Origin of the sequence: Streptomyces sp. NPDC047108 (genome assembly GCF_040643575.1) — a bacterium.
Lineage (GTDB): Bacteria > Actinomycetota > Actinomycetes > Streptomycetales > Streptomycetaceae > Streptomyces.
This window is the reverse complement of record NZ_JBEYUP010000003.1, coordinates 655,006-680,472: the sequence shown is the minus strand read 5'-3', so window position 1 is coordinate 680,472 and position 25,467 is coordinate 655,006. Positions and strand designations below refer to the sequence as shown.

Annotated in this window: 23 protein-coding genes; 12 read left to right on the top strand and 11 right to left on the bottom strand. The window is 71.4% G+C overall.

Annotated features, from left to right (window positions below):
* Positions 1–22 precede the first annotated feature (22 nt).
* Positions 23–2,107: a DHA2 family efflux MFS transporter permease subunit gene (locus ABZ822_RS11160; RefSeq protein WP_360850362.1), complete on the bottom strand. Its 2,085-nt coding sequence runs from the start codon at positions 2,105–2,107 to the stop codon at positions 23–25.
* Between the two features lie 414 nt (positions 2,108–2,521).
* On the opposite strand from ABZ822_RS11160, the gene ABZ822_RS11155 reads away from it, so the two are divergent.
* Complete coding sequence (locus ABZ822_RS11155) at positions 2,522–3,199, top strand: HAD-IA family hydrolase (RefSeq protein WP_360850359.1); 678 nt, start codon at positions 2,522–2,524, stop codon at positions 3,197–3,199.
* A 67-nt stretch (positions 3,200–3,266) separates the two neighbouring features.
* Here ABZ822_RS11155 and ABZ822_RS11150 read toward each other — a convergent pair whose 3' ends face one another.
* Positions 3,267–3,848 (bottom strand): TMEM165/GDT1 family protein, encoded by a 582-nt coding sequence (locus tag ABZ822_RS11150; RefSeq protein ID WP_360850356.1) that lies wholly within the window; start codon positions 3,846–3,848, stop codon positions 3,267–3,269.
* A gap of 326 nt (positions 3,849–4,174) precedes the next feature.
* On the bottom strand, positions 4,175–4,996 hold the full coding sequence (locus ABZ822_RS11145) for an ABC transporter permease (protein ID WP_360850353.1): 822 nt from the start codon (positions 4,994–4,996) through the stop codon (positions 4,175–4,177).
* Between the two features lie 229 nt (positions 4,997–5,225).
* Between ABZ822_RS11145 and ABZ822_RS11140 the strand changes: the two genes are divergently transcribed.
* From ABZ822_RS11140 to ABZ822_RS11125, 4 genes are all read left to right on the top strand, one after another.
* Entirely contained in the window at positions 5,226–5,867 is a 642-nt protein-coding gene (locus ABZ822_RS11140) for an HNH endonuclease family protein (protein WP_360850350.1), read from the top strand.
* 274 nt (positions 5,868–6,141) lie between these two features.
* Entirely contained in the window at positions 6,142–7,908 is a 1,767-nt protein-coding gene (locus ABZ822_RS11135; RefSeq protein WP_360850347.1) for an alkaline phosphatase D family protein, read from the top strand.
* A gap of 135 nt (positions 7,909–8,043) precedes the next feature.
* Complete coding sequence (locus ABZ822_RS11130) at positions 8,044–10,077, top strand: FAD/NAD(P)-binding protein (RefSeq protein WP_360850344.1); 2,034 nt, start codon at positions 8,044–8,046, stop codon at positions 10,075–10,077.
* A 191-nt stretch (positions 10,078–10,268) separates the two neighbouring features.
* Positions 10,269–10,886, top strand: a complete 618-nt coding sequence (locus tag ABZ822_RS11125; RefSeq protein ID WP_360850519.1) for a VTT domain-containing protein — start codon at positions 10,269–10,271, stop codon at positions 10,884–10,886.
* Between the two features lie 79 nt (positions 10,887–10,965).
* Here the strand turns inward: ABZ822_RS11125 and ABZ822_RS11120 are convergent, their stop codons facing one another.
* Positions 10,966–11,175 (bottom strand): hypothetical protein, encoded by a 210-nt coding sequence (locus ABZ822_RS11120; protein ID WP_360850516.1) that lies wholly within the window; start codon positions 11,173–11,175, stop codon positions 10,966–10,968.
* A gap of 75 nt (positions 11,176–11,250) precedes the next feature.
* A complete protein-coding gene (locus ABZ822_RS11115; RefSeq protein WP_360850341.1) occupies positions 11,251–12,279 on the bottom strand; it encodes a Ku protein in 1,029 nt (342 codons plus the stop codon).
* A gap of 30 nt (positions 12,280–12,309) precedes the next feature.
* Between ABZ822_RS11115 and ligD the strand changes: the two genes are divergently transcribed.
* The 5 genes from ligD to ABZ822_RS11090 all read left to right on the top strand — a co-directional run bounded on the left by ligD (position 12,310) and on the right by ABZ822_RS11090 (position 18,071).
* Entirely contained in the window at positions 12,310–13,206 is an 897-nt protein-coding gene (ligD, locus tag ABZ822_RS11110; protein WP_360850338.1) for a non-homologous end-joining DNA ligase, read from the top strand.
* A complete protein-coding gene (locus ABZ822_RS11105; RefSeq protein ID WP_360850335.1) occupies positions 13,203–14,105 on the top strand; it encodes an ATP-dependent DNA ligase in 903 nt (300 codons plus the stop codon). The genes ligD and ABZ822_RS11105 overlap by 4 nt, the downstream gene beginning before the upstream one ends.
* A gap of 74 nt (positions 14,106–14,179) precedes the next feature.
* Positions 14,180–14,953: a L,D-transpeptidase family protein gene (locus tag ABZ822_RS11100; protein ID WP_360850332.1), complete on the top strand. Its 774-nt coding sequence runs from the start codon at positions 14,180–14,182 to the stop codon at positions 14,951–14,953.
* Between the two features lie 111 nt (positions 14,954–15,064).
* Positions 15,065–16,909, top strand: a complete 1,845-nt coding sequence (locus ABZ822_RS11095) for a glycoside hydrolase family 15 protein (RefSeq protein WP_360850329.1) — start codon at positions 15,065–15,067, stop codon at positions 16,907–16,909.
* A gap of 184 nt (positions 16,910–17,093) precedes the next feature.
* On the top strand, positions 17,094–18,071 hold the full coding sequence (locus ABZ822_RS11090; RefSeq protein WP_360850513.1) for an MASE1 domain-containing protein: 978 nt from the start codon (positions 17,094–17,096) through the stop codon (positions 18,069–18,071).
* Positions 18,072–18,158: 87 nt separating this feature from the next.
* Here ABZ822_RS11090 and ABZ822_RS11085 read toward each other — a convergent pair whose 3' ends face one another.
* The 3 genes from ABZ822_RS11085 to ABZ822_RS11075 all read right to left on the bottom strand — a co-directional run bounded on the left by ABZ822_RS11085 (position 18,159) and on the right by ABZ822_RS11075 (position 20,604).
* A complete protein-coding gene (locus tag ABZ822_RS11085; protein ID WP_360850326.1) occupies positions 18,159–18,977 on the bottom strand; it encodes a tyrosinase family protein in 819 nt (272 codons plus the stop codon).
* A 70-nt stretch (positions 18,978–19,047) separates the two neighbouring features.
* Positions 19,048–19,497, bottom strand: a complete 450-nt coding sequence (locus ABZ822_RS11080) for a tyrosinase family oxidase copper chaperone (RefSeq protein WP_360850323.1) — start codon at positions 19,495–19,497, stop codon at positions 19,048–19,050.
* A gap of 495 nt (positions 19,498–19,992) precedes the next feature.
* A complete protein-coding gene (locus ABZ822_RS11075; protein ID WP_360850320.1) occupies positions 19,993–20,604 on the bottom strand; it encodes a dihydrofolate reductase family protein in 612 nt (203 codons plus the stop codon).
* A 154-nt stretch (positions 20,605–20,758) separates the two neighbouring features.
* On the opposite strand from ABZ822_RS11075, the gene ABZ822_RS11070 reads away from it, so the two are divergent.
* Positions 20,759–20,890 (top strand): hypothetical protein, encoded by a 132-nt coding sequence (locus tag ABZ822_RS11070; RefSeq protein ID WP_360850317.1) that lies wholly within the window; start codon positions 20,759–20,761, stop codon positions 20,888–20,890.
* A 26-nt stretch (positions 20,891–20,916) separates the two neighbouring features.
* Positions 20,917–21,420, top strand: coding sequence for a hypothetical protein (locus ABZ822_RS11065; RefSeq protein WP_360850314.1), 504 nt, complete (start codon positions 20,917–20,919; stop codon positions 21,418–21,420).
* An 862-nt stretch (positions 21,421–22,282) separates the two neighbouring features.
* On the opposite strand, the gene ABZ822_RS11060 is transcribed toward ABZ822_RS11065, so the two are convergent.
* The 3 genes from ABZ822_RS11060 to ABZ822_RS11050 form a co-directional block, all read right to left on the bottom strand.
* Complete coding sequence (locus ABZ822_RS11060) at positions 22,283–23,152, bottom strand: hypothetical protein (protein ID WP_360850311.1); 870 nt, start codon at positions 23,150–23,152, stop codon at positions 22,283–22,285.
* Positions 23,149–24,066, bottom strand: coding sequence for a hypothetical protein (locus tag ABZ822_RS11055; RefSeq protein WP_360850308.1), 918 nt, complete (start codon positions 24,064–24,066; stop codon positions 23,149–23,151). The genes ABZ822_RS11060 and ABZ822_RS11055 overlap by 4 nt, the downstream gene beginning before the upstream one ends.
* A 131-nt stretch (positions 24,067–24,197) precedes the next feature.
* The gene (locus tag ABZ822_RS11050; protein WP_360850305.1) at positions 24,198–25,466 is read right to left on the bottom strand and encodes an enoyl-CoA hydratase/isomerase family protein; all 1,269 of its coding nucleotides are present in this window, start codon (positions 25,464–25,466) and stop codon (positions 24,198–24,200) included.
* Position 25,467: the final 1 nt, after the last annotated feature.

Below are 25,467 nucleotides of genomic sequence, written 5' to 3'. Positions count from 1 at the left end.
GGCGGCACTGCCACGCTGACGTTCAGTAGTGGTCCGGGCGGTACGGGCCCGAGGTGCGCCGCGGGCCGGGCTCGTGCGGGCGCTCCTCGTCCGAACCGCACAGCTCCGCGTTCAACTCACGGACCAGCTCGATGAGATCGCGGGGGCGGTCCGGGCCCCACCAGTCGCCGAGCAGTTCGGCGAGGGAGTCCTCGCGGGCGTGGGCGAGCCGGCCGGCCACACCCCGGCCCCGGTCGGTGAGGACGAGGGGCAGCCCGTCCCGTACGGCCAGACCCCGTTCCTCGATCTGGCGGGCCGCGGCCGAGATGACGTCGAGGGGGACGGTGGTGCGGTCGGCGAGGAGGGCGGGGTCGGCGGATCCGTCGCGGTTGATACGCAGCATCAGCCAGCTCGCGGCGGGAGTCAGCTCCTCGCACCCGGCCCGGCGGCCGATCTTCACATAGACCTCGCGGCGGCCCTCCCGGCTGCCGAGGGCGGACAGCGCCCGGCACACCTCGTCGCGCGAGGAGCGCTCTACCGGGTTGCCGCCGAGGGTCTCGCTGGCCTCGGGCGAGGTGACCGAACCCCGCAGCCGGTCCTCCCTGAAGAAGCAGGCCAGGACGAAGGCGACGGCCACGACGGGGGCCGCGTAGAGGAAGACGTCGGTGATGGCCGTCGCGTAGGCGTCCAGTGCGTCGGCACGGAGGGCGGCGGGCAGCCGCAGCACGGTCCGCGCGTCGGTCTCCAGGTCGTGCAGGGAGACGCCGGGCGGCAGTTGCTGCCCGGCGAGTCCGGCTTCGAGCTTGTCGCCGAGGCGGCCGGTGAAGATCGTTCCGAAGATCGCGACGCCGAAGGCGGCGCCGATGGAGCGGAAGAACGTGGCGCCGGACGTGGCGACGCCCAGGTCCTCGTACCGGACGGAGTTCTGCGCGGCCAGGATGAGGACCTGCATCACCAGGCCGAGGCCGAAGCCGAAGACCGCGAAGTACAGGCTCGTCAGGGCGGTGCTGCTCGACATGTCGAGCTGGTGGAGGAGGAGCAGCCCGACGGTGGTGACGGCCGTGCCCGTCACGGGGAAGATCTTCCAGCGCCCGGTCCGGCTGACGAGCTGGCCGGAGCCGGTGGAGGCGACCAGCAGACCGGCGACCAGCGGCAGCATGTGGACACCGGAGAGCGTGGGCGACACTCCCTGGACGACCTGGAGGAACGTCGGCAGGTAGGTCATCGCGCCGAACATCGCGAAGCCGATGACGAAGCTGATCACGGCGCAGAGCGTGAAGGTCCGGATGCGGAACAGACCGAGCGGGAGGACGGGTTCGACGGCCCGGCGCTCGACGGCGAGGAGCGCGCCGATCAGGACCACGCCCAGCACGCCGAGCCCGATGATCTGCCAGGACCCCCACGCCCAGGTGGAGCCGCCGAGCGAGGCCATCAGGACCAGGCAGGTGGCGGCGGAGGCGACGAGGAAGGTGCCCGCGTAGTCGATGGTGTGCCGGGTCCTGCGGGCCGGGATGTGCAGGAAGGAGGCGATGACGAGCAGGGCGACGACGCCGATGGGCAGGTTGATGTAGAAGACCCAGCGCCAGCTCAGATGCTGGGTGAACAGGCCGCCCAGCAGCGGCCCGAGGACACTGCTCGCACCGAAGACCGTGCCGAACAGGCCCTGGTAGCGGCCGCGTTCGCGTGGCGGCACGATGTCGCCGACGATCGCCATCGACAGCACGATGAGCCCGCCGCCGCCGAGCCCCTGGAGGGCGCGGAAGGCGATGAGTTCGGCCATGCTCTGCGCGAGGCCGCAGAGGGCGGAGCCGACGAGGAAGATCGCGATGGCGGCCTGGTAGAGGCGCTTGCGGCCGTACTGGTCGCCGAGCTTGCCCCACAGGGGCGTCCCCGCGGTGGAGGCGAGCAGATAGGCGGTGACCACCCAGGAGATGTGGTTGAGCCCGCCGAGATCGCTGACGATCGTCGGCAGGGCGGTCGAGACGATGGTCTGGTCGAGGGCGGCGAGCAGCAGGCCCAGCAGCAGCGCGGAGATCGCGACGAGGACGGTGCGCCGGGACTGGCCCTCGCCGGGGGCGGGGAACGGGGCGCCGGGGCCGCTGCCGGTGGATGCGTTCGCGTGCGCCATGACACCTCCTCGGGACGGCTGCGCACGGCGGGGCGGGGGCTTCGCAGGGGCGGGGGCTGCGCGGGGGCGGGGGCTTCTGGGGGCTCCGTGGGGGGGCGGCTTCGTCGGCGTCCGGTCCGGAGGCACGGCCGGGCGGTACGGGCTCCGGGTGCGGTGCGCAGCTTCCATCGTGCGGTGTTCCGGTCCCGGCGGCCTGCTGAGCGGAGGCCGCCGGCCCGGGCCGGCGGCCCGTGAAGCCCAGGTCGGCAGCCGTAGGGGGGTGCGGTCCCGAATCGGAGACGGATAGGGGTTGGCAGAGTCGCGTCTCGTTTTGTATGTTTGAGAAACAAAGTGGCTCCGCCCGTACTCCCTGACCTGCGGGCGGGGCCACTTGGTTTCCGCGTATGCCCAGCTCAGGAGTCCGGGAGCCCGCCGATGACGGCCACCACCACACTCACCACCCGTGCGGTCCTGCTCGACATGGACGGCACGCTCGTCAACTCCGATGCCGCCGTCGAGCGCTGCTGGCGGCGCTGGGCCTCCGAGCAAGGGCTGGACGCGGAGGACGTACTCCCCCACGTCCACGGCCGCCAGCCGCACGCCACCATGGCGCTGCTCCTCCCGGACCGCCCCGCCGAACGGAACCTGGCCGACAACCGGCGGATGCTGGCACAGGAGACCACCGAGACCGACGGGATCGTGCCGGTCCGGGGCGCACCCGCGCTGATGGCCGCCCTTGCCGGGCATCCCCACGCCCTGGTCACCTCGTCCGACGAAGCCCTCGCCCTGACCCGTATGAGCCTCACCGGGCTGCCGCTTCCCGCGGTCCGGGTGACGGCCGAAGGGGTGGGCGCGAGCAAGCCCGACCCCGAGGGCTTCCTCAAGGCCGCCGCCGAACTGGGCCACGCGCCCGGCGACTGCGTGGTCTTCGAGGACTCCGAGGCGGGCATCGCGGCGGGCCGCGCGGCGGGGATGCGGGTCGTGGGCGTGGGACCGCGCGCGGCGGCGCTGGACCCGGACGTCCATGTGACGACGCTGGAATCCGTACGGGTCGAAGCCCTGGAAGGTGGCGGCCTGCGGCTGCACTGCGCGGTCCCGGGCGCGCGCGGGTAGGACGCCCACGCCCCGCGGAGGCTCGCACGCCCCTCGGGAGGCGCACGCCCCGCGGGGCACAGGGCCGTCAGGGCGCCACGGCCTCGTAGAGGCTGAAGCCCGCCAGCACCACCATCACCGCCGCCGCGATCCTGGTGATCAGACGCAGCGGCACGTACTTCATCAGGGTGCGGCCGCCCAGGATTCCGAGACCGGCCACCGCCCACAGCGCCAGCACCGCGCCGATCGCGACCGAGAGCGGATCGTCGTAGCGGGCGGCGAGGTTGGCGGTCATGATCTGCGTCAGATCGCCGAACTCGGCGACCAGGATCAGCATGAAACCGGCGCCCGACACCTTCCAGAAGCTCTGGTCCGCGGGCGCCCGGACCGTCTCCTCGTCCTCACTCCTGCGGAAGAGGAGCGTCGCCGCGCCCGCGAGGAACAGCACGCCGACCACCGCCTGCACCAGCCGGTGCGGCAGCAGGGTCAGCACGCTGCCCGCGGCGACGGCGAGCGTGACGTGCACGACGAAGGCGGCGGCGACACCCGCGAAGACGTACGAGGCGCGGTAGCGCGTGCCGAGCATCAGCCCGGCCAGTGCGGTCTTGTCGGGGAGTTCGGCGAGGAAGACGACGCCGAACACAAGGGCGGTGATGCTGAGGCTGATCACGCGGGGTTCCTCGATCGGTAGGGGCCGGCCGTACCGAGAGACCTGGAGCAGCGGATCCGGAGTCGCTTCGGCACGGCAGCGTCACGGACACTGCGGCCGAAGGTCTCGCTGGCGGACGGCGATCCGTCCGCTCCGGGCGCCGGCCCGGCCCATGAGGCCGAGCAGTATGTCGACGGTCCGGCGAAGAGCTACTCCCCTTCTGCTCCGGCCAGCGTACGGGATATGGGCCCGGGCTCCCGTCGTACGGGATGCGGGCTCCTGCCGCCGCCCCCGGGGCACGCCCGGCCGCCGGCGCCCGCCGCGGTACGCCGTGCCGCACTCCCCCGTCAGGCCGCGCCCTCGCCCACCCCGTCCCGATGCAGCCGTCCGCGGGCCACCAGTTCCAAGGCCAGCGCCGTCGCCACCGCCTGCACGGCCATCAGCGCGACCAGCACGAACAGCTGCACCGCGCCCGCCTGGACCGGGGACGCCCCGCCCAGCAGCATCCCGACGAACGCCCCGGGCAGGGTGACCAGTCCCACCGTCCTGGTCTGGTCGAGCCCGGGGATCAGGGCCTCGGAGGCGGCGGGCCGGGCGATCTCCAGCCGGGCGTCGCGGTCGAGCAGCCCGAGCGCGAGCGCGGCCTCGACCTCCCCGTGCCGCAGCCGCAGCTCGTCCAGCGACCGGCGGCCCGCGAGCACGGTCGCCGTCAGGGCACCGCCGATGAGGATGCCGGTGACGGGGATGAGCGCGATGCCCTTGAGCGGTACGAGGCCGGTCAGCAGCAGGGCGGCCACGACCGGAAGCACCCCGGCCCCGATGGGCACGGCCGTCCACCACCAGGTGCGGTTGGCCGTGACACGCCGGCCCGCGGTGCGTACGGCCACGGCGAACATCAGGGCGACGAAACACAACAGCAGGGGGACGGCGCGCACGACCCAGCCGATGAGGTAGGAGACGGCGGCCAGTTGGACCGCCGCCCGGAGCCCGGCGAGGGCGATGGCCCGCGGGTAGCGCCGGCCCTCGCGGTCGGCGAGGTGCGCGAGGGCGGCGACACCGGCCGCGGCCACGAGCAGGACGGCGACCACGGCCCAGAGCGTGGCGTCGACCGGGAGCAGGGTGGAGGCGTCGGCGTGCGGGGCGGTCACGGCATGGGCGGCGGCGAGCACGCGATCACGATACGGCGCCCCGCCCCCGGAGCGGACGACCCGTCAGATCGGGCCGGAGCACACCTGTTGCCCTCCTCCGGCCGGGTACATCTCGTGACCCGAGTCTTGTATCTGACGTGTGCATGTCGTCACGCTGTTACCTGGCGCCCACCCCACCGCAACCCGGCGCCGCAACGATGGCCGCGCCCCCAGCGGCCAGCACCCCTTCACCCAGAGGGAGTTCGTCCACATGATCCGTGTCTACGCGCGTCGAATAGGCCTGCTCGCCGGGCTCACCGCCCTGGCCGGTACCGCCTTCCTGAGCGGCCCCGCCGCCCAGGCCGCACCCCCCACCCCGCCCAGTGCGGCCACCGCCCGCACCTACCTGAGCGAGTTGACCGTCAGCGCCGAGGGCTCGTCCGACGGTTACAGCCGCGACAAGTTCCCGCACTGGATCACGCAGAGCGGCGCCTGCAACACCCGCGAGGTCGTCCTCAAACGCGACGGTTCCGGCGTCGAGCAGGACTCGAGCTGCGCCGCCGTCAGCGGTAGCTGGTTCTCGCCGTACGACGGGGCCACCTGGAGCGCCGCCGCCGACGTCGACATCGACCACGTCGTCCCGCTGGCCGAGGCATGGCGCTCCGGTGCCAGCGGCTGGACGACGGCCCAGCGCCAGGGCTTCGCCAACGACCTCACCCGCGCGCAGCTCATCGCCGTCACCGACAACGTCAACCAGTCCAAGGGCGACCAGGACCCGGCCGAGTGGCTGCCCTCGGAGACCGGCTACCGCTGCATGTACGCGCGGATGTGGGTCCAGGTGAAGCACCACTACGACCTGACCCTCGACTCGGCGGAGAAGTCGGCGCTCAGCTCGATCCTGAACGGCTGCTGACGGCGGTCGCTCCGCGGCCGACGGCGGCGGTCCGCGAGCTGCCACACCCGGTCGCACCGCCGTGACACTCCGCAATGCCGCGCAAGCGCCACCGCCCCTCCACAGCGGAGACGCGCCCTCCACCGCGGCGACGCGCGGAAACCGCGGAAACCCACGGAAAGCCGTGGAAAGCCGCAGCGCACACGGTGATCGCCGCAAGAACCTGCGGCGGAAACTCGCCGTGGCCCTCCGTCGTTCCGTACCGTACGGGGCGACGGAGGGAGGGCGGAGACCGATGGCCGGACTGGTCCTGGGACCGCTCGTTCGCTATGTGGACGAGGACAGCGCGACCGTGTGGGTCGAGACGGGCCGGCCCTGCGTGGTCGAGGTCGTCTGCGACGGCACCGGCGGCCGCGGCACGGCGCACACCTGGCAGATCGCCGGGCATCATTACGCGCTCGTCACCCTCGCCGGGCTGCCGTCCGGCAGCACACTGCCGTACCGCGTCCTCCTCGACGGCAAGCAGGTCTGGCCCCCGCGCGAGGACCGCTATCCGCCCAGCGCGATCCGCACCCTTCCCGACCCCTGGGGCGAGCGGGCGCCGGACGCGGACACCCTGCAGGTCGCCTTCGGCTCCTGCCGCTGGGCCGCGCCGCCCCACGGCTCCTCCCGCTTCCACGGCGGCACCCCCGCCCACGACCCCGTCGGCCCGGACGCCCTCGACACCCTCGCCACCCGCCTCGCCGCCGACCCGGACGCCGAGCGGCCCGACATTCTGCTGCTGCTGGGCGACCAGGTGTACGCGGACGAGACCTCGGACGCGATGCGCCGCTGGCTCGCCTCCCGCCGTGATCTGCGCACCCCGCCCGGCGACCAGGTCGCGGACTTCGAGGAGTACACCCGGCTCTACTACGAGTCCTGGCTCGACCCCGACGTCCGCTGGCTGCTCTCCAACGTCCCCAGCTGCATGATCTTCGACGACCACGACGTCATCGACGACTGGAACACCAGCGAGGCGTGGCGGGCGGACATGCGGGCCACGGAGTGGTGGCAGGAGCGGGTGACCGCCGGCCTGATGTCGTACTGGGTGTACCAGCACCTGGGGAACCTCTCCCCCGCCGAGCTGATGACCGACCCGCTCTTCGCGCAGGTGCGCAAAGCGGGCGACGGGACCGAACTGCTACGGGAGTTCGCGACCCAGGCCGACGCCGACCCCGCCTTCACCCGCTGGTCCTACCGCCGCGACATGGGCCGGGTCCGGCTGCTGATGGTCGACACCCGGGCCGCCCGGGTGCTGGCCGAGGACGGCCGGTCGATGCTCCACGAGCGCTGGTGGGACTGGCTGCGCGAGCAGGTCCCGGACGGCGGCCCTGGTGCGTACGACCACCTGCTCATCGGCACCTCCCTGCCCTGGCTGCTGCCGCCCGCCATCGACGAGGCGGAGCGATGGAACGCGGCGCTGTGCGGCGGGGAGCGCGGCCCGCGCTGGTCGCGGATCGGCGAACGCATACGGCGCATGGGCGACTTGGAGCACTGGGCGGCCTTCCCGCAGTCCTTCGACGACCTGACGGACCTGGTCGCCCGGGCGGGCACGGGAGCGCGCCCGCCCGCGACGGTGTGCGTGCTGTCCGGCGACGTGCACCACGCCTATGTCGCCGAGGCGGCCTGGCCGGAGGAGGCGGAGCGGCCCGCGTCGCGTGTCCTCCAGCTCACCTGCTCACCCGTCCACAACAGCGTCCCCGCCTCCATCAAGCTCGGCTTCCGCTTCGGCTGGAGCCGGGCCGGACGACGGCTGGGCTCCTGGTTCGCGCGGCACGCGCGCATCGGGCGCGGCGGCCGGGTGCAGCCTCCGCCGATCGCCTGGCAGAAGACGGGCGGTCCGTGGTTCGGCAACCACCTGATGACGCTGACCCTGCGCGGGCGTGACGCACGGCTGAGACTGGACCGGGCGCAGCGCGGCGAGGAGAGCGCGGCCCGCCTGGAGACCACGTACGAGAGCGACCTCACCGCACCCGCCGCGGCGCGGGAAGGCACCGCTGAGACGCCCGTCGAGGGCACGTAAGCCGCACACCCGGACCGACGGGACGTGATCCCCAGCACAACGGAGCGGATGGTTCCGTTCGGGGGTTCGGCTGTGGCGGACCGGACGGCATGATGGGGCGTCGCTCATGCACCACTGCCCCCGGGAGAAGCCGCCTTGGCCGGAGAGCACCACGCCATAGCCGTCGTCGGCGCAGGCCCCCGGGGCACCAGCGTGCTCGAGCGCATCTGCGCCTCGGCCGGTGAACTCCTGCCCGGCGGCGCCCGGCTGACCGTCCACATGGTGGATCCCGCCTCGCCCGGCGCGGGCCGCGTCTGGCGCACCGCGCAGTCCGGGGAACTGCTGATGAACACGGTCGCCTCGCAGGTGACCCTGTTCACGGACGCGAGCGTGGCGTGCGAGGGACCCGTACGGCCGGGGCCGAGTCTCCACGAGTGGGCGACGGAGCTGGGCACCGAGCACGGCCTCGGCCCGGACGACTATCCGACCCGCTCCTTCTACGGCCGTTACCTGGAGTGGGTGTTCCGGCGCGTGGTGCGCGGCGCTCCCGAGCAGGTGACGGTGCGGGTCCACGCGGCGCGCGCCGTGGATCTGACGGATACCGCCGACGGCGGGCAGCTCCTGGCGCTGGACGACGGGACCGAACTGACCGGTCTCGCCGCGGTCGTGCTCGCCCAGGGGCATCTGCCGGTCCTGCCGACGGCGGAGGAGGAACGGTTCTCCGCGTACGCCGCCGCGCACGGTCTGCGGCACTGCCCGCCGGCCAACCCCGCCGACCTCGACCTGACCTGGATCGCCCCCGGCGAGCCGGTGCTGCTGCGCGGTCTCGGCCTCAACTTCTTCGACCATCTCGCCCTGTTGACCACCGGCCTCGGCGGACGGTTCACCGGCAGCCCGGACGGCCCGCTGCGCTACCTTCCCTCGGGCCGGGAGCCGCTGCTGTACGCCGGTTCGCGGCGCGGCGTCCCGTACCACGCGCGCGGTGACAACGAGAAGGGCCCGCTGGGCCGCCATGTACCGATGCTGCTGACCCCGGCCGTCATCGCGGGCTTCCGCGCCCGCGCGGACGACGGGGACTTCCCCGACTTCCTCACCGAGGTGTGGCCGCTGGTCGCGAAGGAGGTCGAGACGGTCCACTACGAGGCGCTGCTCGCGACGCGCCGCTCCGCCCCGTCCGCGCGGGACGCCGACCTGTCCGTGACGGACACCGGCTTCCGTACGCGCTTCCTCGCGACCCGCCACGGAAGCCCCGACGAGGCCGCGGTCCTGGACGCGTTCGGCATCGCCCCGGACGAGCGCTGGTCGTGGGAGGAGATCGCCCGGCCGTACGGCGGCCGGGAGTTCGGCGACCCCGCCGGGTTCCGTCAGTGGCTGGTCGCGCATCTGCGGCAGGACGCCGAGCACGCCCGGCTCGGGAACATCGCCGGTCCGGTCAAGGCCGCCCTGGACGTGCTGCGCGACCTGCGCAACGAACTGCGCCAGATCGTCGACCACTCGGGCCTCTCGGGCACCTCGCGCCGCGACCACCTCGACCGCTGGTACACCCCGCTCAACGCCTTCCTCTCCATCGGCCCGCCGCGCCGCCGCATCGAGGAGATGGCCGCGCTCATCGAGGCCGGTGTCCTGGACGTGCTCGGGCCCGGGCTGGAGGTGCGCACCGGCGCGCCCGGCGGCGGCCACGGCTTCACCGCGCACTCCCCCGGCGTCCCCGGGTCCGAGGTGACGGTCACGACCCTGATCGAAGCGCGGCTGCCCGAGCCCGACGTGCGCCGCACCAGCGATCCGCTGCTCAACCGTCTGCTGGGAACCGGGGCCTGCCGCCCCCATGTCGCGGGCGGCTACGAGACGGGCGGACTGGACGTGACGCGCAGCCCGTACCGGCTGATCGACACCGAAGGCCGGGCCCATCCGCGGCGGTTCGCGGTCGGCGTGCCGACCGAGGGCGTGCACTGGGTGACGGCGGCGGGAGCGCGCCCGGGCGTCAACTCGGTGACGCTCGCCGATGCCGACGCCGTGGCACGGGCCGCACTGCACGCGACGGCGGCGCCGCTCCCCGTCCCGCACCGGGCGCCGCCAGGGCTCGTACCGTCGCAGGACCGCGGTGAGGCCCGCGCCGAGGGCGACCTGCGCGCGACCGAGGAGCTCGCGGTGCCGGCTCCCGCGAACAACGGCGTGCCGACAGGATTCTGAACCTCGCTCACCCGTGCGTACCGCTGTGGGAGGGTGATGCGAACAACATCACGACCCCCACCAGATTGACCGGACTCACACACGCGTACGCTGTATGGCTGTTGGTGCCGCCCCTGCCGCTTCCCTGCGACGTCGCGGCGGGGGAACGGGACAGGGAGAAACGGGTGCTGGAGAGTCTGGAGTTCGACAACCTGGGGGCGCTGGCCGTCACCCCCTGGATCTACGTGGTCGTCGCCGGCTCCGTCCTGCTGGACGTGTTCCTCCCCGTCCTGCCCAGTGGTGTGCTCGTGATCGCCGCGGCGACCGCCGCCGCCGGGACCAAGGCGGCGGACGCGGTCGGCGCGAACGCCGACGTCCCCGACATCCTCGCCCTGATGCTGTGCGCCGCGACGGCGTCCTGCCTCGGCGATCTCGTCGCGTACCGGCTGGCCTGGCGCGGCGGCCACCGGCTCGACCGGGCCATCGCCCGCTCACGCCGGCTGACGCGTGCTCAGGCCCGCCTCGGCGCGGCCCTCATGCGGGGCGGCGGCATGCTCGTCCTGATCGCACGGTTCGCCCCGGCAGGGCGTTCGGTGGTCAGCCTCGGCGCGGGGGCGATGCACCGCAGGGCCGCCGAGTTCCTGCCCTGGTCGGCACTGGCGGGCTTCGCCTGGGCCGGATACAGCGTCGGCCTCGGCTACTTCGGCGGACAGTGGCTCGGCGCGACCTGGCTCGGCACGGCGGTGTCCGTGCTCGCGCTCTTCGCGGCGGGCGCGGCCGCGGCGTACGCGCTGCGGCGGCCGATGACGCCGAAGCAGAGCAACGCCTGATCCACGCCCCTGTGCGGGACCGCTGAGCGTACGAACCACCGCGTTCGGTACGACGGCCCCCGCGTCAGGACACGTCGCGTCAGGGCACTTCGCGCAGATAGAGCGCACCGCACGTGTGGCAGCAGATCTCGCGGGTCCTGCCCCATGCCTCCTCCGGCCGGGAGGCGGCCGCCGGATCGAGCTCGCGCCCGCACATCGCCGTCGTATCCGAACCGCGGACCATGTGCCAGGTCTTCACCGGGCCGGGGCCGGTCCCGTCCGGGGCGCCGGCGCCGTGTTCGGCGCGCAGTCGGTGCGCGGAGTGCACAGCTGTCACCACCACTCCCTCCAGCCCGGGGCCCGTCCGATCCGCTGCTGCGGCGCGTCAGGCCGAAGCGCGCTTCCTCGCCGCCGTCTTCTTCGCGGTGGTCTTCTTGGCCGCCGTCTTCGACGCCGTCTTCTTCGCCGCCGACGTGCTCTTCTTGCCCGAGGACTCCTTCGCGGAGGACTGCGCCGCGGTCTTCTTCGCCGTCGACTTCTTGGCCGCCGTCTTCTTCGCCCCGGACTGCGCGGTGCTCTTCCTGGCCGCGGTCTTCTTCGCGGCGCTCTTCTTCGCCGGGGCCTTCTCCCCCTCGCCCCGCCCCTCCTGGGCCGCCTTGACGCTGCTCTCCAGAGCGGCCATCAGGTCGATCACCTTGCCGCCGCCCTCGCGCTCCGCGCCGACCGGTGCGGGCTCGGTGCCCTCCAGCTTCGCCGCCACCAGCGCCTCGACGGCCTCCCGGTACTCGTCGTGCAGCTCCTCGAGGTCGATCTCCCCGAGGGTATCCATGAGGGTGTCGGCGAGGTCGAGTTCGGCGGCCCGGACCGTCACCTTGGAGTCGGGCGCGATGCCCTCGGGCTGCCGGATCTCGTCGGGCCACAGCATGGTGTGCATGGCCAGGGTGTCGCCGACGACCCGCACCATGCCGAGCGTCTCGCGCCCGCGGAGCGCGAGCTTGGCGACGGCCACCTTCTCGCTGCGGTTCAGCGCCTCACGCAGCAGTACGTACGGCTTGGCGGCCCCGGCGCCGTCGGGCGCGAGGTAGTACGAGCGGTCGAGCTGGAGCGGGTCGATCGTGTCGGCCGGGACGAACGCCAGGATGTCGATCGTCTTGGCGGTCGGCAGCGGCAGCGAGTCCAGGTCCGCGTCGCTGAGCGGCACGGTGGTGCCGTCGGGTGCCTCGAACGCCTTCGTGATGTCCTCGTTCGGCACCTCGACGTCTTCCAGCTCGCACACCTTCCGGTAGCGGATCCGCCCGCCGTCGGCCGCGTGCACCTGCCGGAAGGAGACCGAGTGGCTCTCCGTGGCCCCGAACACCTTGATCGGGATGTTGACCAGGCCGAAGGAGATGGACCCTTTCCAGATCGATCGCACGATTCATCCCTTTCATGGGATTCTCATGGTATGTCGCAGATGACGGAGGTGGAGGGGCGGCGACTGGCCCTGAGCAATCTCGACAAGGTGCTCTATCCCGACGGATTCACCAAGGGCGAGGTCCTGCATTACTACGCCACCGTCGCCGGCGCCTTCCTCCCCCACCTCCGCGATCGCCCCCTCTCCTTCCTGCGCTATCCCGACGGCTCGGAGGGCGAGCACTTCTTCGCGAAAAACCTCCCCCTCGGAACGCCCGACTGGGTGAGGACCGCCGTCGTGCCGCGCTCGGGCGCCGGCGAGACCGGTCGGCACGTCCTGGTCCAGGACCTGCCGACGCTGATCTGGGCGGCGAACCTCGTCACCGAGTTCCACACCCCGCAGTGGTTGGCGGACGCACCCGGCATGGCCGACCGGCTGGTCTTCGACCTCGACCCGGGGGCGCCCGCGACGATCGTGGAATGCTGCACCGTCGCGCGCTGGCTGCGCGACCGGCTGGCCGCGGACGGGCTGGAGGTCTTCGCCAAGTCCAGCGGCGCCAAGGGCCTGCACATCCTGGCCGCACTGGAACCCGTACCGTCCGAGCAGGTCACCGCCTACGCGAAGGCGCTCGCGGTGGAGGCGGAGCACGAGCTGCGGCCCCTGGCCATCCACCGGATGGCCCGCAAGCTGCGGTCCGGCAAGGTCTTCGTCGACTGGAGCCAGAACACGGCCGCCAAGACGACGGCCGCCCCGTACACGCTGCGGGCCCGCCCCACCCCCACCGTCTCCGCCCCGGTGACCTGGGAGGAGGTCGAGGCGTGCGCCGCGCCGGAGGACCTGGTCTTCGAGGCCGGCGCCATCGTGCCGCGCCTGGAGGACCACGGCGACCTGCTCGCCCCGCTCACCGAGCCGGGGCACGCCCGCCCCCTGCCCGGTGCGGACGCGTGAGCCCGGCGCCCCGCCCTCCGCTGCGGGTCGCCCTGGCCCGCTCGGTCGACGTACTCGCCCGCGGCCGGTACGCGTACGAGCCGAAGTTCGACGGCCACCGCCTCGTCGTCTTCCGCACCGACCGCGGCGTGCAGCTCCAGGCCCGGTCCGGGCGCATCGTCACCGACTCCTTCCCCGACCTCGCGCGGGCGGCCCGCGAGCTGCCGCCCGGCACGGTCCTGGACGGCGAGGTGGTCGTCTGGACGGGCGGACGCACGGACTTCGCCGCCGTCCAGACGCGCGCCATGGCCGGGCGCACCCGCGCCGCCGCCCTCGCCCGCGAACTCCCCGCCTCCTACGCGGCGTTCGACCTGCTCGGCTCCGGCTCCGCGGACCTGCGCGGCCGCCCGTACGAGGAGCGCCGCTCCGCGCTCGTCGAGCTGCTGACCCCGCTGGGGCCGCCGCTCCAGCCCGTCCCCGTGACCACCGACCCGGAGACGGCCACCGCCTGGTACGAGTCGCTGCGCGAGGTCGGGGTCGAGGGCCTGGTGATGAAGCGGCTCGACCACCCCTACCGCGCGGGCCGCCGCGACTGGCTGAAGCTGCGGCACAACGAGACCCGTGACGCCGTGGTCGTCGGCCACACCGGGCCCCGCACCCGCCCGAAGAACCTCGTCCTCGTCCTGCCCGGCGACGACGCGCCGGTGCTCTCCGGCCGCCTCCCGCCGAACCTCCAGGCCACCCTCGCCGAGGCACTCGCCGGGCTCGGGCCGCCCGACGGCGCTGCGGGCGAACGCCGGAGCACCCCGGACGGCGCCACGCTCTACACCCCCGTCGGCCCCGGTCTCACCGTCGAGGTCCTCTGGACGGAGACCCGAACGCCGATCATCACCGTCCTCCGGCTGCGCGGCCCGGAGTAGCGGCCCTGCCCCGCAGGAATGAACTGGTCCGCCCGTGCTTTTCGCGGACCCGCCCTCCGGGGCACCGCATCGGCATGACCCGCACGTCTCTCGGCCTCCGGCTCCTGGCCACGGCCGCGGCCCTGCCCCTGCTCCTCGCGGCCGGCCACAGCGGCACACCGTCACCGGAACCGCAGCGTGCCACCGGCCTCGGCGGCGCGCCGCGGCCGGCCCCCGGCCCGAAGCCCCTGCCGGAGCGTCTGGCGGACACCGGCGGCGGCACGCAGCTCATCACGGCCGAGGCTCCCGCCCCGTCCTCCACCACCGGCAGGCTGACCTGGTGGGACAAGCGGGACGGGGCGTGGCGGCGGGCCGGCTCCGCGCCCGCACGGTTCGGGGCGGGGGGCCTGACCGAGGGCCGGACCCGCGAACAGGGCACTTCGACCACGCCCACCGGGATCTACGACCTGCCCTTCGCCTTCGGCACCCGTCCCGCACCGTCCGGCACCTCCGTCCCGTACCGGGTGATCACGGACCGGTCCTGGTGGTGCCAGGACAACCGCTCCTCCGCGTACAACCGCTGGGTCGAGCCGCTGCCGCGCGACTGCGCCGCAAAGGAAGCCGAGCACCTCGCCTCGTACGGCGTCCAGTACGCCCGGGCGCTCGTCATCGGCTTCAACTACCACCGTCCCGTCAGAGGCCGGGGCGCCGGGATCTTCCTGCACGTGCACGGCAAGGGCGCCACGGCCGGATGCGTCTCCGTCCCCGCGGCGGCGATGGAGGCGATCCTGACCTGGGCCGATCCGGCGGCCCGGCCCCACATCGCCATCGGCACGCGCTCCGGGCCGACCGCGATCACCCGGTACTGACGCTTCCTCCCCGCCCCCGGGCGGGGTCCGGCCCGACCGCCTTACGCTGAGATGACGGCTTTGCGACGCCGTCCCCACGCAGGCGGCGAGCGCCGACGCAGGGAGGCCGATGTGACCACCGTGTCCAACGAGGCGTACCGCACGGGCAGCCCCCGCTACCTCCCCATCGCGGAGCACGGGCTGATCGGGGACCTGCGCACCGCGGCGCTGGTCGGCACCGACGGGACGATCGACTGGTACTGCTGCCCCCGGTTCGACGCGCCCAGCGTCTTCGCGTCGATCCTGGACGCCGACCGCGGCGGGTCCTTCGAGCTGGCCGCGGACGTACCGGTCCGGACGAAGCAGTTCTACTTTCCCGACACCAATGTGCTGATCACCCGCTTCTTCGCCGAGGACGGGGTCGGCGAGATCCAGGACTTCATGCCGATCGTCGACGCCGAGGACTCCCGCGAGACCGATCGGCACCGGCTGATCCGGCGCGTGCTGTGCGTCCGCGGCTCCCTGCCGTTCCGCGCCCGGGTCGCCCCGCGCTTCCACTACGGCGAGCAGCCGCACACCGTCCGCATCACCGACCAGGGCGTCGCCGTCTTCGAGTCGGAGGGACTCTCGCTCGCGCTGACGTCCACCGCGCCGCTGGAGACCGAAGGACCCGACGTGTGGTCGCCGTTCAAGCTGCGCGAGGGCGAGGTCGCGGTCTTCGCCCTGGACCGGGTCGGCGGCGAGGCCGATCTGCGGGCCTGCCCCGAGCGCGAGGCGGAGCGTTTGTTCGACGCGACCGTACGGTACTGGCGCGGCTGGCTGGCGGCGTCGCGGTACCGCGGGCGCTGGCGCGAGATGGTCCACCGCTCCGCGCTCACCCTGAAGCTGCTGACCTACGCCCCCACCGGGGCCATCGTCGCCGCGCCGACCACGAGCCTGCCCGAGCAGATCGGCGGCGAGCGGAACTGGGACTACCGCTACGTCTGGATCCGCGACGCCGCCTTCTGCGTCTACGCCCTGCTGCGGCTCGGATTCACCGACGAGGCCAAGGCGTTCATGACCTTCCTGTCGGACCGGGTCGGTCTGCGGAACGACCCCTCGGACGGCCCGCTGCAGATCATGTACGGGATCGACGGCCGCCACGACCTGCCCGAACGCGAGGTGCCGCACCTGGAGGGCTACCTCAACTCCGCCCCCGTACGCGTCGGCAACAACGCCGTCGACCAGCTCCAGCTCGACATCTACGGCGCCCTCATCGACTCCCTCTACCTCTACGACAAGTGGGGCCAGCCGCTCTCCAGCGACCACTGGGACACCGTCTGCGACCTCGTCGAGTGGGTCTGCGCGCACTGGGACCAGCCGGACGAGGGCGTCTGGGAGACCCGCGGCGGCCGGAAGAACTTCCTCTACTCGCGGCTGATGTGCTGGGTCGCCATCGAGCGGGCGATCCGGATGGCGGGCCACCGCGGCCTGCCCGCGGATCTTCAGCGCTGGTCCCGTACGCGCGACACCATCTACCGCCGGATCATGAGCGCGGGGTGGTCGGAGAAGCGGCAGGCGTTCGTCCAGCACGAGGACGACGACGTGCTGGACGCCTCCGTCCTGATGATGCCGCTGGCCAAGTTCATCTCCCCCACCGACCCGAAATGGCTCTCGACCCTGGACGCCCTCGGCGAGGACCTGGTCTCGGACTCCCTCGTCTACCGCTACGACCCGCAGGCCAGCCCCGACGGACTCCGCGGCGAGGAGGGCACCTTCTCGATCTGCTCGTTCTGGTACGTCGAAGCCCTGACCCGGGCCGGGCGCACGGCCGAGGCGCGTCTCGCCTTCGAGAAGATGCTGACGTACGCCAACCACCTCGGCCTGTACGCGGAGGAGATCGGCCGTACGGGCGAGCAGCACGGCAACTTCCCGCAGGCCTTCACGCATCTCTCGCTCATCAGCGCCGCCTTCAACCTGGACCGCGCACTGGGCTGAGCGGTCTTCCGTCACGCGCACACGAGACGTTGCGCGTACGGGCGGAGCTGTTGCGCGTACGGGCGCAGCGGAGCAATCCGGGCGGGGCATGCGCCCGTGTGTCCTGCCCGCCTCCGACGCCGGGGAAGGATCTGATGGTGCCGTGGCACTGCCTGCGGCACACGACCCCCGAGTACGACGGCTGGTGAACGGCGTCCTGCTGAACCTCGCCGTCACCGGCGCGTACTACGTGTGCGGCAAGGCCGGACTGGAACAGGAGCTCGTGCGCGGGCAGATCACCCCGCTCTGGCCCCCCACCGGCATCGCCGTCGCCTGCCTGCTCTTCTTCGGCCCGCGCGTCTGGCCGGGAATCGCGCTCGGCGCCTTCCTCGTCAATGTGCCGCTCGGCCCGTCCGGATGGGTCGTCCTGATCGTGCTGGGCAACACGCTCGCGCCGCTGGCCTCGTACGCAGCTCTGCGCCGCGCTGACTTCCGTACCGAGCTCGACCGGCTGCGGGACGCGCTGGCGCTGGTGTTCCTCGGGGCGCTGCTGGCGATGCTGGTCAGTTCGACCATCGGCACCGGTGTGCTCGTGGTCTCCGGGGCCCTGGACGCGGACGAGTTCTGGCCGGCGTGGTCGGTGTGGTGGACCGGCGACGCGATGGGCGTCCTCGTCGTCGTCCCCGTCCTGCTCGTGCTGCGCGCGGCCTGGCCACCGCGGCGCGTGCTGGCGGTTCCGGCGTGGCGGTGGGCGGAGGCCGCGGCACTGCTGGCGTGCACGGCGCTGGTGGCGCTCGGATCGCTGCACTCCACTCTCAACATGCTGTTCCTGATCTTCCCGTTCCTGATCTGGGCGGCGTACCGCTTCCAGCTCCCCGGAGCCGCGCCGTGCGTGCTGCTCGTCTCGGTGCTCGCGATCTTCGCGGCGGGCTCGGGCACGGGACCGTTCCAGGGCCACGACCTCTTCGCCCAGATGTTCACGCTGCAGGCGCTCAACGGCTCGGCGGCGCTGACCGCCCTGGTGCTCTCGGCCATGGTCACCGAGCGGAACGAGACGCGGGAGCGGATCGAGGCGGTCTGCGTACAGCTCGCGGAGGTGGTCGTACGCCTCTCGCCCGCGGAACGGGGCACGCCCGGGCGCGGGCGGGGCGAGGGCGACGGGGGCGGGGAGCGCCGGGGGTGAACGCGGGGGACGTCTCGGGGCGGCACACGGCGCGGGCGGGGCGACGCGGCTTGAGGGCCGCGCCGCCCCGAGAGGCGGTGTCCGCGCTCAGGCGTAGGTGTAGAACTGCGTGTGGTCGAGCATGTCCTCGGGCGTCACGTCGTTCCACGGCTTCATCGTGTCGCGGAGGCTGACGACATTGCGGACGCGACTGGTCGGCAGGTAGCCGGAGTCGGGGTGCCGGCTCTGCCAGTCGGCCCACAGCTTGTCGATGAAACAGTGGTGGAGCCAGAAGACGGGGTCGTTGGGAGAGGCCCCGGACGTCATCTGCCCGCCGACCCAGACGTGCACGCGGTTGTGGAGGTTCGGGCCGCGCCAGCCCTCGACGGCGTTGCGGAAGCCGTCGGAGCCGCTGTTCCAGGGGGCCGCGTCATAGACGGGCATGGCGAGGACGGCGTCCACCTGCGCGCGTGTCGGCAGGTCGCGTACGCCGACGCCGAGCGAACGGCGCAGGAAGTTCCGGCCGTCGACGCGTATGTTCAGCGGCCAGTTGCCGCCGCCGAAGGCGAACGGGCCCGCGGTGACGCGCCCGTCGCCGCTCCGGCCGTCACCACCGAGGAAGGTGTCCGCCCAGAGCGAGCTGTTCGGCGAGCGGTCGACCGTCCAGTCCCAGTAGGGCAGCATGACGGAGGAGTCGACGGACTGCAGCGCCTCCTCGAACTGGAGCAGGAAACGGCGGTGCCAGGGGAGGAACGACGGTGAACGGTGGCCGGTCCGCTCGCCGTTGTCGGTGTCACTGGTGATGAAGGCGTTGTGCGTGGTGATGAACTCGTCGTAGCGCCCGGAGCGCTTGAGTTCCAGTACCGCGTCGACGAAGTTCCGCTTCTCGGTGGCGGTGAGATCCGCCTGGTTCTTCCGGTCTGCCATGTGGAGGGTTCCTCTGCGAGGTCGGTCGTGATCGGGGATGCGTGACGGGACGGTGTTGCGGTCCCGGTGGTCAGCCGGTGCCGACCATCAGGACGAGGTCCGAGCCGTTCAGCTCCCGTACGGCCGCGCGGGCCACGGAACGGGGCGAGGCGTGCGTCTCGTAGTGGTTGACCACGCTGATCCAGGTGCTGTCCACGTTCTGCATCACATGCAGGTCGTCGTTGTCGACGCGGACGGTGAAGGCCATGCCCTCGTGGCCACCGTGCCCGCCATGGCCCCCGCCGCCCGGCCCTTCGGCGGACGGCCAGCCCTCTATGTGACGGCCGAGGTAGACCTCGTCGAACGCCTCGGGCACATCGGGCGCCGCGCTCTTGTGGTCGCCGTGGCCGGCATGGCCGGCGTGCGAGGCGCCGGATCCGGTGGCGCGGGACGCGGCAACGGCGGCGGGGGCGGCGAGCGCGGCTCCCACAAGGGCGAGCGCGCCTCCGCGCAACACCTGACGACGGTCGGGACGAGACATGGTTCGACCCCTCTCTTCGGGTTCATCGGCTTCCGCGGAGGGCCCCGCGGAAGGGGGCGGCTCTTCATCCGCTCACGGGGTGATCACGTCTGGTCATGGGGTGATCACCTGCCGCCACATGCTGGCAGCGCCACACGGATCGTCAGAACACAAGAGAGGTGCTTGCACATGAACAAGACAAATTCCGCACAGAGGTGCAAGGTTCAACGGCGGCGATCTTGTGCGGACCGATGACGACGACTGACGCGGAGGGAAATATTCCCCTGCCAATCAGCTCCCCCACCGAAAAATTTCCTGTCGATACCGCAAGACCGTGAAATCTCTCACGGAATCAACTCGACCGGTTTCCTGGGCAGTTGGTGTGAGGAGCCCGGACCCCCGCTCACAACGGACGCACGGAAAAGGGGACTTCCGGGCTCGCCCTCGGGGACGGGCCCGTGCGGCACGTGCGCCGCGTCCGCCGCGCACGTGCCGCGCGATGACGGGGCCTCGCTCCTAGTCGGACTGGCGCAGGTGGGTCTTGGCGTCGTCGTAGGTGGCGCTTCCGGTCGACTCCGCCGGTGCGTAGACCAGGTACATCACGCCGGTCCGGAAGGTCTCGGACGAGATGAGTCTCAGCGGGATCGGCGCCTCCCCCTCGTCGAACAACCGCATGCCCGTGCGCACGGCGATCGGATGGACCAGCAGGTGCAACTCGTCGAGCAGGCCGGCGGCCAGCAACTGGCGGACGACCGAGACCGAGCCGCTCAGCGCGATGTCCCCGCCGGGCTCGCGCTTCAGGGCGGCAACGGCGTCCACCAGGTCGCCTTCGAGCTGCTCGGAGTTGCGCCAGGTGAACTCGAGCGTCCGGTGCGACACGACGATCTTGCGGACGTCACCGAGCGCTTTGGCGAAGCCCGCGTCCTCGCCGCCGGCCGCCTCGCGCTCCGGCCACGCCCCGGCGAAGCTGTCGTACGTCGTGCGACCGAAGAGAACGGTGTCGGCGGCGCCGAGGGTCGCGTCGACGGCGGCGCCCATCTCTTCGTTGAAATACGGGAAATGCCACTGGTCGGGTGCCTCCACCACTCCGTCGAGCGAGATGAACAGACCAGCGGTGATCTTCCTCATGATGATCCTCCACAGCAGGGGTCGGTCGATGACGTCGGTTTCCACTCAGACCTCGGGAGCCGGGTGAACTCATCGGCCGTACGACGAGGGACGGAAAACGGTCGGCTTTGCCGACCCCTGCACGGGGCCGAGCAGGTTCCGTCATGCTGCAGACGTGGAGACAGCGAAGCTGGTGCTGGAGTACGTCAAGGCCGTGGCCTGGCCCACCGTGTTCCTCCTGGTGATGTTCCGGTACCGAACCGAAGTGAGATCCTTCTGGGCCGCCTGCGCACCCTTTCCACCGTAGCGGGAAATGCGGAATTCGCCGAAGAAGTGCAGGAAGCGAGGGAAACGGCGGAGGGAATTCTGGAGGAGAACAGAGAACGCGAAACATCGACCGGAGGTTCCGGGGAACAGAACGACCGGGACCCCGTCGTCTTCGCGACGCTGCGAACCCTGTCCGACGACTCGCCGGGCGCCGCGGTGCTGGCGGCATGGCGCGTCGTGGAACTCCGCATGCTGGACACCATGGACGAGCTCGCTCGTACGACGGGAAGGGGCCCCAGCCTCCGCGCGGAGATGTCGGCCCGCGCCAACCTGGCGACGCGGCGCGTGATCGCCTTCCTCAGCGATGCGGGCCTGAGCCCCAACGCCGCGGACCTGCTGACATCGTTGCGGGCGGCGCGTAACCGCATCTCCCACTCGCCCGACGTCGACAGCGTCACGACGGAGGCGGCGTACGACTTCGTGGACAGCTGCGAGATCGCGGTGCGGGAAATCCAGTCCCTGCTCCTGGCCCGTACGCCGGACCGCGCGACCCAGCCGTCGAACCCTTAGCCGTCGCTGCCGCGCGTGCCCGGGGTGCGCGCTCCCGGTTCCCCCGTGCGCACTTGTGCGGGGCGACTGCGCGACGCACGGTCATCGGTTCTGCTCCGTCCCGCGAGGTCGAGAAGGCGGGCCTGCGGCCAACCGAGATGGCCTTACATGCATTAAGACTGGCAGTAGTCATTCGATTGCAATTCCACTACCTGCCGAATTGCCGCCGAACCCGCCCAATGAGCGGCTATCCCGAACCGGACCGGCGCGCTGCGGAAGCAGGCCGAACCTGCCCAATCCCTTGGACGTTGCGTGAGGCGAGGGAAGGCTGGAGACGGTGGTCGAGCGAAGGCAATTCCTCCTGGCCGGTGCCATGGGTGCGGCGTTGCTTTCGCGAGGTGTCCTGGGAACGCAGGCGCCTGCATTACCGGCTCACGGGTCAGGGTCCTCGGACGCTCGGGGGCCGCAGACGCCTCCGCTGGAGAGGTACGTCGACCCGCTGCCCAGGCCAGTGACCGCCATCCCGGATCCTTCCGCCAATCCGGGGCCGACTACTTCGAGATCACGATGCGGCAGGGCTCGTGGCGCTTCCAACGGAATCTCGAACCGGCATCTGCGTGGGGTTATTGTGCCACGAACCCGCACGATCGTCACCAGGCGACCGGCATGGGCTACCTCGAGCCGACCATCAGCGGCCGAGTCGGCCCGGACCGCACCGACGCCGCGGCCCGCTCCCCTCCCGGTCCTTGCCAGTACGGCGCTGGCTAGTCTCTCCACCGGTTGGTGGGCGGGCCCGCATCCCTCCTTTCGGGGTGCAGGCCCGGTCTGTCCTCGACCGAGGATCAATGTCGCCATGTCGCCCGACGGGTGACGGCGGGCGCAGTCACTTGGTGATCACGGTCGCTCCCGCGTCCTCGTCCACGATCTCGATCTCCGGCTCTTGGAAGGTCACCGTCTGAAGGACCGTCGACATGACGTCGCAGAACTCGGCCCAGTAGTCCGTGGATGCGGTGTAGAGCGTGAAGACTGCGGTGAACGGGCCCGTAGGAAACGGAATATGGACCTGGATCTGGCCGGTGAGGAGCTTCGTCGCCTCGTCGGTCGCAGTCGATTCCGGACTTAGCCGGTACTCGGTCAGGGTGACGCAGGAGACCGCGGGCCCACACGGCAGGTCGAGCCAGCGGGCGTCGTTGTGCGGGTCGCCGGAGAGGATTGCGAGGATGCCCTGGGCTGCAATGTCAGTGTCCTTCGGGGCCTGGTCCGTCAGGACGGCGGCCACGGTGAAGGCGCACTGGGCGACACCACGGGAGCCTTCGTGCCCGGTTTCGGGCTGAGTTGCCGATCCCGCTGTGCCTTCCTCCGTCCTTGCGCCGTCCGCCGCGCCGTCTTCCTCCGCCGTGGCGAAGAGACCCATTGCGGAATACGAGAGCCCACTCTCTGCCATGAGCTCGGCTATCGCAGCGTAATAGGGCGCGGCGGGCTCCCAGATACTCTCGTCACCGCGGGAGTAGAGCCCGCGTACGAAGTCCTGGGCTTGCTCAGCACGTTGCTCTGCGGTGGCGGCGAGCGGAAGAGTGTAGAAGCCGTCGGGGACGACGAACCAGATGGGCGGGGGCTCGCGCGTGTCGCCGGGGACAGGCAGATGGGGGCTGGCTGGGTCAGAGAAGGCTGTCATGGAGCTGAGGCCGTCCTTGGCAGGTTCAGAGAGCGCGAGGTGCCCGTGGGAGTTCCAGGGGCGAACGTTGAGGGTCAACCGGTGAAGTCTTCAGGGTGGTACGCCGTCAGGTCGCGTTCCGTGCCGTCGGCGCCCATGATCGTGTACAGGTCGGGAGCACCGAAGAACGAGTCGACCATGCTCGGCGCCACCACGGCGATCCGGTAGCACCCGCAAGTGTTCCGTGTGATGATCGGAGGTCCCGCATCCGGCGCCTGAGCCGCCGCGAAGGCCCGGGCGGTGTGCTGGTGGGCCGACGGGAGTGATTCCAGCGGAATCATGTCGAGTTTACCGACGAGGTATTCGGTGAGCCTGGGACGCCACTGGGCGCGAAGCCTGCACCACGAGCCGTCCGTAAAGACGATCTTCACGTCCCGCCCGTCTTTGAAGTCCCTTGGCTCGACGGTGCCGATGGCGGATCGTGGCGTCTCCCAGAGGGCCTCGTCCCTGATCATCGTCCGGTCCTTCGCGTGGACGGTGAGGCCCACGATCACCAGGCGACGGTCGGTGACGACCGCGTGGGTCGTGTACTGCTTCTCGTCCGTTCGGCCGGGGTCCAATTGCCAGGGCAGAGTGCGGGCAATGGTGCCGGGAGCCGCCCACATGACGGGGAAGTCCTCGATCTCGTCGGGTCGGTCGTGAGAGGTGTCCGAGCCCCCACCCGAGCTGTCGCCCCCGCCGACGCTGCCTCCCTGCGAGGTGAGGACTCCCATCACGACGGCCCCCAGAGCCATGAGCCCACCCTTGGCGATGTTGCGCGCCGCCGCCTTCTCTCCGGAGCGAGCCGCATAGACCGGTCCCTCGGGCCAACCCGGCAATTCGCCCTGGATGTCGCGGCGTTCGGTGTCGCGGAACCAGCGCATGCCCTTGACGGTCATGGCGGCGCCCGTGGCGAACGCGACGGGAGTGCGGGCAAGGAGGGTCTCGCCCGGTTCGGGCTGCCAGATGTCCATATCCGTATGCATCTTCCTACGTCGCGGCTCTGGGCCCGGGGCCGTGCGGCGGCCTGGGGCGCCTTGGGACCTGTGGGCCCAGAACCTGCGCCCCGTCCTATGCGCTCACTCTTTCACTTCCATCGGGACACTCAGTGAGCCGATGCCGACTTCTCGAACTGGTCTCCAGGGAAGAGGGCCTCTCCCACGTGCTGGTGGATGCTCGTGACCTTAGGGAGGATCTTGGCTCCGGCATCGATGGCGATACCTGCCCCCAGGGGGTTGATGTTCACCCCCGGGATCAAGTTGAGTCCCTTGGAACCGAGCCATTGGCCCTCGTGATACCCGGCATTGGCGAGGCCCCCCATACGGGAGGCAAGGCCACTGCTCGCATGGGCAACCTCATAGACATCGTCGGACATGCCGCCGATCTTCACCAGGCCGGCCTTACCAATACCGCCCGTGAGGCCGGATGAGCCCTTTCCGAAGGCCATCAGGATGCGTGCGTTGCCAAGCCTCGCGGCCCCGAACCCTTTGCCGAGGTTGGAGGCCGTGGTCGCCGCCTTCGCAGCGCCGACCACCTTGATGCCCTTGCTGAACATGCCGATGCCCGGCAGGAGGCCCACTGCATCGAGCCCGATCTGCATCCAGCTCACGTCGGCACCACCAGCCTTGGCGACCCCATGTGCCACAAGCGCGAGCCCGCTCGCGATGAGGGCCGCAGTGCCAAAGATCGCGGCGAGGGGCGGGAACGGAAGAGTGATGATCGCCAGCATTCCCAGGACCGCAGTCAGGTCGCTCAGCAGGTCGCCGATCAGCTTGATCATGTCGGCATGGTCCTGGATCCACTTGCCGGTGGCGTCCCAGGCCTCCGCAACCCCCTTGGTGAGCTTGTCCCAGAAACCAGGCTCGTCGGGGGCGATGTCGCCCGCCTTGTCGAGCTCCTTGCTGATCAGCCCGGCGGCCCGGCCGTAGCGCTCCTCGAGGTCATGGACCTTGCTCGAAATCTCGTCGACGGCACCGGACGCCTTGCCGAGTTCTTCGCTTCCCTTGCCCTCGGACTTTTCCTCGGCCTTGTCCTTGGCTTCGAGCTTCTCCCCAGCAGACTTCTCGAGACGGTCGGCTTCGTCCTGGAACTCCTCGAGATCACGCGCCCACTTGCGCAGGGCACGCGCGGCCTTGTCGAAGGACTCGTGGCTCTTGCGTATGAGAGGGGTGACATCCTTGCCGATGTATTCGCTGAAGGCGACCGCGGTCTTCCCCTTCCAGGCTCCGGTCTCGATTCGCTCCAAATCCCTTACAGCGACACCGAGTTCGTAGGCGAGTCCACCGAGCTTCTTGGCCAGGTCCCGGGTGTCCTCCACATCACCAGGCGTGGGGTCCCAGCCAATGTGCGGAAATGCAGGGCGCTTACCGGCCACG